The sequence below is a fragment of the Zoogloea sp. genome (genome assembly GCF_041904905.1).
GTDB lineage: Bacteria > Pseudomonadota > Gammaproteobacteria > Burkholderiales > Rhodocyclaceae > Zoogloea.
In genome coordinates, this window is record NZ_JAYRMI010000099.1 from 1 (window position 1) to 11212 (window position 11212).

At 66.3% G+C, this 11212-nt stretch carries 10 protein-coding genes; 7 read left to right on the top strand and 3 right to left on the bottom strand.

Annotated elements, in window-relative coordinates:
- The first annotated feature begins 143 nt into the window (after positions 1-143).
- From ACE3N6_RS18045 to ACE3N6_RS18055, 3 genes are all read left to right on the top strand, one after another.
- Positions 144-1970 carry a hypothetical protein gene (locus ACE3N6_RS18045; RefSeq protein WP_374247210.1) on the top strand — a complete coding sequence of 609 codons (1827 nt, stop codon included), beginning with the start codon at positions 144-146 and terminating at the stop codon, positions 1968-1970.
- Between the two features lie 61 nt (positions 1971-2031).
- Positions 2032-3336: a C1 family peptidase gene (locus tag ACE3N6_RS18050; protein WP_374247211.1), complete on the top strand. Its 1305-nt coding sequence runs from the start codon at positions 2032-2034 to the stop codon at positions 3334-3336.
- An 18-nt stretch (positions 3337-3354) separates the two neighbouring features.
- Positions 3355-3894: a hypothetical protein gene (locus ACE3N6_RS18055; protein ID WP_374247212.1), complete on the top strand. Its 540-nt coding sequence runs from the start codon at positions 3355-3357 to the stop codon at positions 3892-3894.
- Between the two features lie 61 nt (positions 3895-3955).
- Here ACE3N6_RS18055 and ACE3N6_RS18060 read toward each other — a convergent pair whose 3' ends face one another.
- A complete protein-coding gene (locus tag ACE3N6_RS18060) occupies positions 3956-4606 on the bottom strand; it encodes a hypothetical protein (RefSeq protein WP_374247213.1) in 651 nt (216 codons plus the stop codon).
- A gap of 70 nt (positions 4607-4676) precedes the next feature.
- Between ACE3N6_RS18060 and ACE3N6_RS18065 the strand changes: the two genes are divergently transcribed.
- The 4 genes from ACE3N6_RS18065 (at position 4677) to ACE3N6_RS18080 (ending at position 9590) form a co-directional block, all read left to right on the top strand.
- The gene (locus tag ACE3N6_RS18065) at positions 4677-6587 is read left to right on the top strand and encodes an ATP-binding cassette domain-containing protein (RefSeq protein WP_374247214.1); all 1911 of its coding nucleotides are present in this window, start codon (positions 4677-4679) and stop codon (positions 6585-6587) included.
- A gap of 106 nt (positions 6588-6693) precedes the next feature.
- Positions 6694-7302, top strand: coding sequence for a bifunctional phosphoserine phosphatase/homoserine phosphotransferase ThrH (gene thrH / locus ACE3N6_RS18070; protein ID WP_374247216.1), 609 nt, complete (start codon positions 6694-6696; stop codon positions 7300-7302).
- Positions 7303-7357: 55 nt separating this feature from the next.
- Positions 7358-8233, top strand: a complete 876-nt coding sequence (purU, locus tag ACE3N6_RS18075) for a formyltetrahydrofolate deformylase (protein ID WP_374247217.1) — start codon at positions 7358-7360, stop codon at positions 8231-8233.
- 550 nt (positions 8234-8783) lie between these two features.
- Positions 8784-9590, top strand: coding sequence for a PEP-CTERM sorting domain-containing protein (locus ACE3N6_RS18080; RefSeq protein ID WP_374247218.1), 807 nt, complete (start codon positions 8784-8786; stop codon positions 9588-9590).
- Positions 9591-9660: 70 nt separating this feature from the next.
- Here the strand turns inward: ACE3N6_RS18080 and ACE3N6_RS18085 are convergent, their stop codons facing one another.
- Positions 9661-9993: a zinc ribbon domain-containing protein YjdM gene (locus ACE3N6_RS18085; RefSeq protein ID WP_374247219.1), complete on the bottom strand. Its 333-nt coding sequence runs from the start codon at positions 9991-9993 to the stop codon at positions 9661-9663.
- The gene (trmA, locus tag ACE3N6_RS18090) at positions 9990-11099 is read right to left on the bottom strand and encodes a tRNA (uridine(54)-C5)-methyltransferase TrmA (protein ID WP_374247220.1); all 1110 of its coding nucleotides are present in this window, start codon (positions 11097-11099) and stop codon (positions 9990-9992) included. The genes ACE3N6_RS18085 and trmA overlap by 4 nt, the downstream gene beginning before the upstream one ends.
- Positions 11100-11212 lie beyond the last annotated feature (113 nt).

Consider the following 11212-nt stretch of genomic DNA (forward strand, 5'->3'; position numbering starts at 1 on the left):
AGTCCAAAACGCCCCCCCTGAAGACACTGACTCACCCCCCAAACCCGAAATAGGTATGGAAAAAATCTGATTGCGATCTACGCTTGCTTCATGAGGTGCCGAATGACAAAGGCACCGCGTCCACCCCAACGGAGGAGCGCATCATGAGCACCGTCCCGCGTCCAATCAGGCTTGCTGCCATTTTTGGCTCCATCACCCTTCTTGGCGGCTGCACCCCACCGAGCGCCCTGAGAAATTTCGATGGCGACCCTTGGGTCAAGCGCAACGCCGAAGCCCTCGACCGCATGGGCACGTTACTCAACGAGTACGGCACAGTTGGCATGTCGGCGCCGCTGATCATGATCCCGGACAAGAGCTTCGAGTTCGACCTCCCGGAGCAAGGACCGAAAGAGTATTTCGAGGACGCCAAGAGCGACATCCAGGCACATGCCGCCGCCGTCGAACTGGACGTATCCCTGCTCGGCCTTAATGTTTCCGCCACTATCGACCCCGTCAAACGGGCTGCCGCTGCTGCCAATATCGCCGCGGCCAGGCTTCGGCTCAACACGGCGCTCAAGGCGGCTGAACAGCTCGAAGATCCTAAGCAGCGGGCCGACGCCCAGGCCAAAGCCGGTGAGGACTACGCTGCTGCGCTTAAGGCAAGCACTGGCGACGCGCCCGCAGCCCAGGGCGCGCAAGGCGACGCCAGCAAAGGCGCAACCCAAGCCCAGAATGTCATTCCCGAGGCTTACAAGAAATTCCTTGAGCCTGGCAAGCTCCTCGGCACAAATCCGGCGGTCACCTCCACCAACCGCTCGGCGCTCATCGTTTCGGCCGGTGACACCGCGGTGGAAGGCATCCTCCGCGCCATGCACAGCCCCACCACCCCCTCAGGGTTGTTGGGCAAACAGAAGCTCTTCGCTACGGCGATGGTGTCGGTCACGCCGGGCTGGCACACCCGCTCGGACTTTGCCGCCCGGCTGACGATCCGGCCGACCTTGCGCTTCGAACCCGCCCGCGCAGAGGTCAACCGCCACGTGCTCGGCGATCTGAGAAAGGGTGATGGTACGGTCTCCAACTGCGGACAGTTAAGGGACTCGGCGACAGACTCAGTGAAGTATCACTTCGCCGATAGTAATGCCATCGCCCCCGCAGCGATCTCGGCCGTGTCGCCCATGACCGACACCCAGCGTCTACAACTTTCTAACAGTCAACGACAGCGCAAGGAACGCGCCCTCCAACTGGCGCTTGCACTGCAATCCGCAGGACTCGACGCCGGGGCCAAGCTGTTCTATGAGCACTTGAAAGATCTCGAAAAAGACGTGCTGACCGACAACCGAGAAGTGCCGATCACCGCATTCGCGACCGGGCATCAATTTGGTTACGAGATTGGCCCGGAGCTATGGGCCCAGACCGACCCCTCTGCGAGTAAGCCGACGCCGGGCTACCGCCTGGTCCGCCAGAGTTTCCCGACCCTGATCTTGCTGGGCTTTGAAGACGAAGAACTTAGACCGCGCCTGAAGTGCGACCCGGAGCGTCCGAATGCCACACCAACTGTAGTGGAGCCTCACCTTTACATACAGCAGACCCGACGCTGGATCCCCCTGACTGAACGCGCCGCGGCTAGCGGTCCGATCGATGGCGAGATCGCGGCCCTCAATGATCAGATCACTCGGGCTTACCTTAGCAGTCAAGCCTGTAAGGATAAAAGTGTTGCGCCAAACGTCTGCGACCAGATCAATGCCCGCGGCAACGCCCTCGCCGAAGAGCTGATGGGCAACAACCAGCAACAGCCGCTGCCGCTTTGCATGGTCGTTCCCGATCTGCCGCGCTGCACTGCCGAACGCCTCAAAGAAGCCCGCCAGCAAGCCGAGGCGGACCAGCAGAAACAGAAACCCGCGCAAGCGGCCGCCGCCCCGGCAGGCGACGCCGCAAAGCCCGCGCCCGCCAAAGCCAACGCCGCGAAAGCCGCACCAACAGCCAAAAAGTGAGCGCCACCCCAGGGCCCGCTGATCACAGCAGCCCCCACTCATCCTCAGCGAGGAGACCGTCATGAGCAAGATGCCGCAGTCGTTCCGCATCCGCGTCAATCGCGCACCCGCCGGTGCCGAGTATCTGCCCAACGCCGATGATCGAAAAGGCCGCCTGGGGTTCGGCTGGGCGAAGGAGGCCGAGCCTTACGCCCCGTTCGACTGGCGCGCCTTCGTTCCGCAGGGCACCCACTACGGGCCGCCCTACGGAAAGAGCACCAACACTGGCCCGTACGCTGACGACGATAGCAACGGAGGAACCAATTACGGCCCTTACGGCAGCAGTACCAATTACGGCCCCTACGGCAGCTACACCAAACAGGTTGGCCTGGGCTACCAGCCGGATCTGCCGGACTTTCGGGACTATCAGCTGGAACACAAGAGCAAGGCAAAGCAAGCCGAACTGAAGACGGCCATCGCCGACATGATCGCGGCGGTCCAGCAAGGCAACCTGCTCGCCGTGCAGGAGCCCGAGAAAGGAAGGAGCAAGGACGCCAGGAAAGCCAAATCGCCAGCCCAGCAGCGCGGCGAGATCGCGCCGTCCTACCTGCTCCACCAGATCGACAAGCTGCCGTCCCGCTGCGATCTACGGGCGACCGGGCATCTGTCTCCGGTGGAAGATCAAGGCCAGATCGGTTCGTGCACCGCCCAGGCGGTGGTTGGCCTGATCGAATACCTGATGCGGGCCGGTGGCGGCGATGGGCACGACATGTCCCGCCTGTTCGTTTACAAACTCAGCCGTCGCCTGCTGGGCTGGGAGGGAGACACCGGCGCCTACCTGCGCACCGCCATCAAGAGCGTGGCGATGTTCGGCCTCCCTCCGGAGAGCGACTGGCCCTACAACGTCGAGCGCTACGACGAGGAGCCGCTGGCCTACCACTTTGCTTACGCCCAGAACTTCAAGGCGACCACCTACGCCCGTCTGGACGGCTACGGCGACGGCAAGGCCACCCTGGATTCGGTGAAGCGCTGCCTTCAGGACGGCTTCCCGGTCGTCTTCGGCTTCCCTGTTTACAGCTCCATCGACATGGTGGGTGTGCAGGGGCGCTATGTGATCCCCAACCCCGGCAACCTCGACGCGCTGCGCGGTGGTCACGCGGTGCTGGCAGTCGGCTACGACGACGACCTGGAAACCAGCCTCCCCGGAGCCAAGCGCACCCGCGGCGCCCTGCTGATCCGTAATTCGTGGGGTGTGGACTGGGGTATCGCAGGCTACGCCTACCTGCCCTACGAGTACGTTTCCAGCTTGCTGGCCGTCGATTTCTGGACGGTCTTCAACAAGGACTGGATCAAGCTGGAAATCTTCGAAGAACGTGGCAACCGGTAACTCAAGGAGGAATCGGCCATGAAGGCAACGTCAAACCTCACCCTTACCCTCAGCCTCCTCGCCTGCCTGCCAACCCTCGCAGCGGAGCTACCGTCGGCCGGCGTCCTGACCGGCCCGGCGATGATCGTAAACGGCAATACTGGCCCCATCTCCCAGACCAAAACCGAAGACAAGCGCACCCTGGCGGTGATCTTCCAAGGTCTTCAGGTGGATGCCCACGGCGACGGCAAGCGCAGCGACGCCACCCATCTGGCCCTGCAGACTCCACTCACCGCCGACCACCCCACCCGGTTGCTGGCAGAGTTGCGCGGCAGTATCACCGGCACTGCCGGCGTCGAATGCCGGATGAGCCTTCAAGGCCCGGACGGTCGCACGGTGCTGATGGCGCGCAACGCGCCGCAGGCCTACCTTAAGACATACCTGCCGGTGGCGGCCGGTGACAAAGACCTGAAGCTACTCGTCGGCCTTCGCTGCACTGGCAAGGCCGGCTCCAGCCCCGTCTTTCTCGCCGCCATCGACACCCTCGATGTGACCGAAGCGCCCAAACGAAAGCACTGACCGGCACCGCAAACCAAGAGGTGCCCCGCCCCCCCCCACTTCAACCCGCCGACGCGCCCGGCTACTTCGGCTGCTGCTCGGCGGCCTTCCGGGCCTTCTCGGCCTTCTTCTCGGCGTTTTTCGCCGCCCGTTCCTCGTAGTCGGCCTTGTCGCCGCGGGCCTGTTCGGCGCGCTGGGCAGCGGCCTGGGCCTCTTCGGCGCGGCGCTGGGCGTCGGCGGCTTCCTTGCGGTTGCGCGCTTCAGCCTCGCGCATCCCGCGGGATTTGGCCTCCTGCTCGTTGCGGATGCGGTCGGCGTCCTTCTCGGACAGGCGGCGCAGGCGCTCCTCGGTGTCGGCGCGGTTGCGGGCTTCGGTTTCGGCGCGCTCGACGGCCTTCTGGGGCGCGGTGGCAGCCTCCTCGGCCTTGCGCTCGGCGTAGCGGCGGTTCTTGTCGGCCAGCTCGATGCGGCCGGCTTCCAGGTCAATCTGGCGGGCGCGGCGGATCTCCAGCACGCGGCGCTCCTTGGCCTGATCGAGGCAGCGATTGACCAGGAAGCGCTTGTAGCAGCCAATCTCCTCGTCGGTGAAGCGCGCCTCGGCGGCGTCGCGGATCGTGCCCGCCTCGGTGCGCAGCGCGGCGGCGCGGGCCATGTCGGGGGCCGGCTCGTCGACGGCGAGGGCCGGGCCGGCTAGAAAAAGAGCACAGAGGGCGACGGAAACGGGCAGGCGCATGGTGCGGCAGGGCGATGGACAACGGGACCGCTTACAATACCGGATTTGCCGCCTTCTTTCCTCCGCTCCCGTGATCCAGTTCCGTAACCTGCGCCTCGCCCGCGGCGTGAAGACCCTCATCGAAGGCGCCAGCCTGCAGATCCACCCCGGCTGGAAGGTCGGCCTCACCGGCGCCAACGGCTGCGGCAAGTCGAGCCTGTTCGCGCTCCTGCGCGGCGACCTGCACCAGGACTCTGGCGACCTGGAGATCCCCGCCGCCTGGACCGTCGCCCACGTGGCCCAGGAAACCCCCGCCCTGCCCCGCCCGGCCATCGAGTACGTGCTCGACGGCGACGCCGAGCTGCGCCGCATCGAGGCCGCGCTGGCCACCGCCGAAGCCGCCCACGACGGCGAGGAGATCGGCCACCTCCACGGCCGCCTGCAGGAGATCGGCGGTTACGCCGCCCGCGCCCGCGCCGCCACGCTGCTCGACGGCCTGGGCTTCTCCGGCCCGGACATGGAGCGCCCGGTGGCCGACTTCTCGGGCGGCTGGCGGATGCGCCTCAACCTCGCCCAGGCGCTGATGTGCCGCTCCGACCTGCTGCTGCTCGACGAACCCACCAACCACCTGGATCTCGACGCCGTGATCTGGCTCGAGCAGTGGCTGGGCGACTACCGCGGCACGCTGGTGCTGATCTCCCACGACCGGGACTTCCTCGACGCGGTGGTCAACCAGATCGCCCACATCGAATTCCAGCGCCTCACCCTCTACACCGGCGGCTACTCCGATTTCGAACGTCAGCGGGCCGAGAAGTTGTCTCAGCAACAAGCCCTGTTTGAAAAGCAACAGCGCGAGCGCGCCCACCTGCAAAAATATGTGGACCGCTTCCGCGCCCAGGCCACCAAGGCCCGCCAGGCCCAGAGCCGCATCAAGGCCCTGGAGCGAATGGAGACCATCGCCGCCGCCCACATCGACACGCCCTTCAGCTTCAGCTTCCGCGAGTGCGGCGCCGCCCCCGACCCGCTCCTGCAGATCGAGGACGCAGCCGTCGGCTACGCCGACAAGCCGATCCTCGCGGGGATGAAGCTCACCATCCGCCCCGGCGAGCGCATCGGCCTCCTGGGCCGCAACGGCGCCGGCAAGTCGACCCTCATCAAGCTGCTCTCGGGCGGCCTCAAGCCCAGCGCCGGCGAGCGCCGCGAAGGCAAGGGCCTGCAGCTGGGCTACTTCGCCCAGCACGCGCTGGAGAGCCTGCGGCCGGACGAGTCGCCGCTCCAGCACATGCTGCGCCTCGACCCGCAGACCCGCGAGCAGGAGCTGCGCGACTACATCGGCGGCTTCGACTTCCGGGGTGACATGGCAACAACGCCCTGCGGCCCGTTCTCCGGCGGCGAGAAATCCCGCCTTGCGCTGGCGCTGCTGATCTGGGGCAAACCCAACCTGCTGCTGCTCGACGAACCCACCAACCACCTCGACCTGGAGATGCGCCACGCCCTCACCCTGGCGCTGCAGGATTACGAAGGCGGGATGGTCATCGTCTCCCACGACCGGGCGCTGCTGCGCGCCACCTGCGACCGCTTCCTGCTGGTGGACGACGGCCGCCTGCAACCCTTCGACGGCGACCTGGACGACTACAAGGCCTGGCTCGCCCAGAAGCGCAGCGCCGATGCCGCCGCCGCCCAGTGCCCCGACCGCGCCGCCGACAAGGCCAGCCGCAAGGCCGAACGCGAAGCCGCCGCCGCCGACCGCCAGGCCCGCATCCAAGCCCGCCGCCCGCTGCTGAAGGAGCTGGAGCAGCTCGACAAGAAGCTCACCCCCTGGAACGCCGAAAAAGCCAGGCTCGACGAGCGCCTCGCCGATCCGGCGCTCTACACCGGCCCCGACGCCGCCGAGGTGCCCAAGCTCCTCAAGCGCCAGGCCGAACTCACCGAGAAGATCGACGAAGCCGAACTGCGCTGGCTCGAACTCCACGAGGCGCTCGAAGCCATCCCCGCCGACTGAGCCACCCACGTCACCAATCGCGACGGATTCGGCATAAGCCGTGCCGGTCTGTTTGCTAGAATCGCCCTTTCGCCAAATCAACCGTCGTAACCTGGAGCTTCCCGCCGTGCAACTCGTCTGCCTCGACCTCGAAGGTGTCCTCGTCCCTGAAATCTGGATCGAATTCGCCGAACGCACCGGCATCCCCGAGCTGCGTCGCACCACCCGCGACGAGCCCGACTACGACAAGCTGATGAAGTACCGCCTGGACCTGCTCAAGCAGCACAAGCTCGGCCTGCCCGACATCCAGAAGGTCATCTCCGAGATGGGCCCCGAGCCCGGCGCCAAGGATTTCCTCGACGCGCTGCGCCAGCAGTTCCAGGTCATCATCCTGTCCGACACCTTCTACGAATTCGCGATGCCGCTGATGCAGCAGCTGGGCATGCCCACCCTGTTCTGCCACAAGCTCGAGGCCGACGCCGACGGCTACCTGGTGAACTACCACCTGCGCATGGCCAACCAGAAGAAGGAAGCCGTGCAGCGCTTCAAGGAAATCAACTTCAAGGTCATCGCCGCGGGCGACTCCTACAACGACACCGCGATGCTCAAGGAAGCCAACGCCGGCATCCTGTTCCGCGCCCCGGACAACGTCATCGCCGAGTTCCCGCAGTTCCCCGTCGAGCGCGAGTACAGCGGCCTGATGGCCCAGATCCGCGCCGCCTCCGCCCGCATCTGATCTCCCCACAGCACCCGGCGGCGGCCCCTCGCTGCCCGCCGGTGCCGGACCCGCCATGCATCGCGAACGCTTCTACACCCTCTCCGCCTCCTGCCCCGACCGCACCGGTATCGTCGCCAAGGTCTCCGGCTTCATCGCCGAGCACAAGGGCTGGATCCTCGAGACCGCCCTCCACGCCGAACCGGCCATCGACGCGGACAGCCGCGGGCGCTACTTCATGCGCATCGAGATCCGCGCCGACTCGCTGCCCTTCATGCTTTCCGAGTTCCGCGAGCGCTTCCGCCCGATCGCCGAAGAACTGAACATGGACTGGAAGATCACCGACTCGGCGGTCAAGAAGCGCGTCGTGATCCTCGTCTCCAAGCAGGAGCACTGCCTCTACGACCTGCTGGCCCGCTGGCAGTCGAAAGAACTCGACATCGAGATCCCGTGCGTGATCTCCAACCACGAGACCTTCCGCGGCTTCGTGGAGTGGCACGGCATCCCCTTCCACCACGTGCCGGTCACGCCTGACAACAAGCTCCAGGCCTACGCCGAGGTGCAGCGCCTGTTCGAGGAATCCCGCGGCGACACCATGGTGCTGGCGCGCTACATGCAGATCCTCTCGCCCGATCTGTGCGCCGCCCACCCGGGCAAGATCATCAACATCCACCACAGCTTCCTGCCCAGCTTCGTCGGCGCCAAGCCCTACCACCAGGCCTACGCCAAGGGCGTCAAGCTGATCGGCGCCACCTGCCACTACGTGACCGCCGAACTCGACCAGGGCCCGATCATCGAGCAGGACGTGATCCGCATCGACCACTCCGATTCGGTCGAGGACATGGTGCGCTACGGCAAGGACATCGAAAAAGCCGTCCTCGCCCGCGGCCTGCGCTACCACCTGGAAGACCGGGTGCTGGTGCACGGCAACAAGACCGTGGTGTTCCGCTGACGCGCCTCCTGCCCAGCACGCGCCCCCAATGGCCGGCCCGCTCAAGCTTGAGCGTCCGGCCATTTTTCCGTCCACCCAGGGCAGGCAACCTGGGTACCCTGATCGGGTAGTGTGAAATATGTCGCTGTAAGGAATTTCGACACCGCCCAGGGGTCGTCAATACCCATAACGGGCAAGACAGATCGCCTGCCCCGCCTGCCCGATCCGGGCACTCCGGACCTCAGAATGGGCACCGCAGGCACCCCCGCTGCCGCGAAGTAGTTCACGCCCCGGCGTCACAATTCGCTTGTCTTTTATCCTGAGCGGGCAGCCTCATTCCGCAAGGCTTATTCCACCGCCCACGCGGCGCGGCCGTCGGGACGGGCCGACGCATCGCGCCCCCCAAGTCGGGGCGATTTACATTTTCTTGCACCTTGTGCTCAAACCACTTTGAGCACTTCCGGCAAGCCACTGAACGAAAAGGAGATTCATCGAATAACCCGAATGGCACAGGGGTTGCTATCAGTGATTCCGAATCAATCACGCTAACCCATACTCATTCCGGTCATCGATGAACACCAAGAAATTCATCCTCTCTGCCCTGCCAGCGGCCCTGCTCGGCCTGGGCAGCCATCCGGCCAGCGCCGGCCCCTTCAGCGCAGCCGCCGACATCAATGGCAGCAGCGCAAGCGCCACCGGCACCAACCCCCTCACCGGCTATGTCGCCGACGGGGGCTTCGACGCCTTCGACACCTTTGGCTACTACGCCAACGGCCTGCCAGGCGGCATCGCTCTTCAGCGCAGCGTCGATCTGCTGGCCGACGCCAACACCTACCGCTGGGTCGACACCTTCACCAACACCGGCGCCAGCGCCTTCTCCGGCCAAGTCCGCTTCTTCGGCAGTCTGGGCTCCGACGGCGCCACCGTCATCAGCGCCAGCACGGGCTACTTCAAGGTGAGCTACGAGCACTGGATCGGCGCCGGCACGGGCGACCCGGTGCTGGCGCTGGTCAATGGCAATAACGCCTGGGCCCTTTCCAACACCGCGGCCAGCATCGCGCTGGGCGACTACCGCGACGACATCACGCTGAACCTCGCGCCCGGGCAGTCGATCTCGGTGGCCCATTTCGCGATCCTGGTCCGCCCCGACAACACCACCACCTACTACGACGCGACCGCCTCGATCGCCGCCGCCAACACCCTGGCCACCGCCCTGGTGGCCGACCCCGGCGCCTACTGGAGCGGGCTCAGCGGCGGGCAGATCGCCCAGATCGCCAACTTCAGCACGGCGACGCCCAACGGGGTGCCCGAGCCGGCCGGGCTGGCGCTGCTGGGGGCCGGCCTGGGCAGCCTGATCGGCGCCCGCCGCGGGCGTTAGGCCGGCCGCGACCGGCAAACAAAAGGCCACGCGCACTGCGTGGCCTCGGTGGCGCCGGGTGCGCTGGGGGTCACGCCTTCTTCACGAACTCCGACTTGAGCTGCATCGCACCGAAACCGTCGATCTTGCAGTCGATGTCGTGGTCGCCGTCCACCAGCCGGATGTTCTTGACCTTGGTGCCCACCTTCACCACCGACGACGAGCCCTTCACCTTGAGATCCTTGATGACGGTGACGCTGTCGCCATCCTGCAGCACGTTGCCGTTGGCGTCGCGGACGACCTTGGCCTCCTCGACCGGGGCGACCTTCGGCCACTCGTGGGCGCACTCGGGGCAGACGTAGTTGTCGCCGTCCTCGTAGGTGAATTCGGACGAACACTGGGGGCACTTGGGCAGGCTGCTCATGCTTGTTCCTTGGCGGCGGCGCGGCGCTTCAGCAGCAGGCCGCACTCGAGGTGATGGGTGTAGGGAAACTGGTCGAAGGCCGCGGCGGCGGCGATCTCGTGGGTGTCGCGGAGGGCCGCGACGTTCTCCTGCAGGGTTTGCGGGTTGCAGGAGATGTACAGGATGTGCTCGAAGCCGCGGGCCAGGGCGACGGTGCCGGCGTCGAGGCCGGCCCGGGGCGGGTCGACAAAGAGCGTGGAGAAGTTGTACCCGGCCAGATCGACGCCCTTCATGCGGCGGTATTCGCGGCCGCCGGCCAGGGCGTCGCTGATCTCCTCGCTGGCCATGCGCACCATGGTGACGTTGCCGACGCCGTTGGCCTCGAGGTTGAAGTGGGCGGCGTGCACCGAGGGCTTGCTCATCTCGGTGGCCAGCACCCGGCCGAACAGCGGCGCCAGCGCGACGGTGAAGTTGCCGTTGCCGCAGTACAGCTCCAGCAGGTCGCCGCCGATGCCGGCCGCCTGGGCGCGGGCCCAGCCCAGCATCTGGCGGTTCACGCCGCCGTTGGGCTGGGTGAAGCTGCCTTCGACCTGCTTGTATTTCAGCGGGCGACCGTCGAGTTCGAACTCCTCCAGCAGCCAGTCGCGGCCGATGACGATCTTCTGCTTGCGGCTGCGCCCGATAAGCTGCACGCCCATCCCGGCGGCCAGGGCTTCGGCGGCGGCCTGCCAGGTGTCGTCCAGGGGGCGGTGGTACACCAGCGAGATCATCAGCTCGCCCGACAGCGTGGCCAGAAACTCCACCTGGAAGATCTTGCGCCTGAGGGGCTCGCTGGCCATCAGGCGCTCGCGCAGCACCGGCATGGCGGCGGCGATGGGCGCGGCGGCCGGGGGAAAGGCGTCGAGGGTGAGGACGCGCTTGGGGTCGGCGGGGTCGAACATGGCGTAGTCGACCCGCGGCCCGTCGTGCCACATGCGGAACTCGGCCCGCAGGCGATAGGCTGCCGGCGCGGATTCGAAGACCGCCGGCTCGGGCAGGTCGAAGGGGGCGAAATCGGCCTTGTAGCGCGCCACCTTGTCGGCAAGCTGGGCGGGGTAGTCGGCGGGGTTGAAGCTGGGCAGGGGCATCTCACGCGCGGGACGGCCGGCAGCCGTCCCGATCACAAATTGGGGTGGGGCGAGGGGCGGAATATACGCCTGTCGACGGGGCAAGGGGAAACCCCTTCGCCGCCCCGCGCACG

What these genes read in the sequence shown, in the direction of transcription:
- ACE3N6_RS18045 (WP_374247210.1), top strand. Translation starts at nt 144, where the DNA reads ATGAGCACCGTCCCGCGTCCAATCAGGCTTGCTGCCATTTTTGGCTCC.
- ACE3N6_RS18050 (WP_374247211.1), top strand. Translation starts at nt 2,032, where the DNA reads ATGAGCAAGATGCCGCAGTCGTTCCGCATCCGCGTCAATCGCGCACCC.
- ACE3N6_RS18055 (WP_374247212.1), top strand. Translation starts at nt 3,355, where the DNA reads ATGAAGGCAACGTCAAACCTCACCCTTACCCTCAGCCTCCTCGCCTGC.
- ACE3N6_RS18060 (WP_374247213.1), bottom strand. Translation starts at nt 4,606, where the DNA reads ATGCGCCTGCCCGTTTCCGTCGCCCTCTGTGCTCTTTTTCTAGCCGGC.
- purU (WP_374247217.1), top strand. Translation starts at nt 7,358, where the DNA reads ATGCATCGCGAACGCTTCTACACCCTCTCCGCCTCCTGCCCCGACCGC.
- ACE3N6_RS18080 (WP_374247218.1), top strand. Translation starts at nt 8,784, where the DNA reads ATGAACACCAAGAAATTCATCCTCTCTGCCCTGCCAGCGGCCCTGCTC.
- ACE3N6_RS18085 (WP_374247219.1), bottom strand. Translation starts at nt 9,993, where the DNA reads ATGAGCAGCCTGCCCAAGTGCCCCCAGTGTTCGTCCGAATTCACCTAC.
- trmA (WP_374247220.1), bottom strand. Translation starts at nt 11,099, where the DNA reads ATGCCCCTGCCCAGCTTCAACCCCGCCGACTACCCCGCCCAGCTTGCC.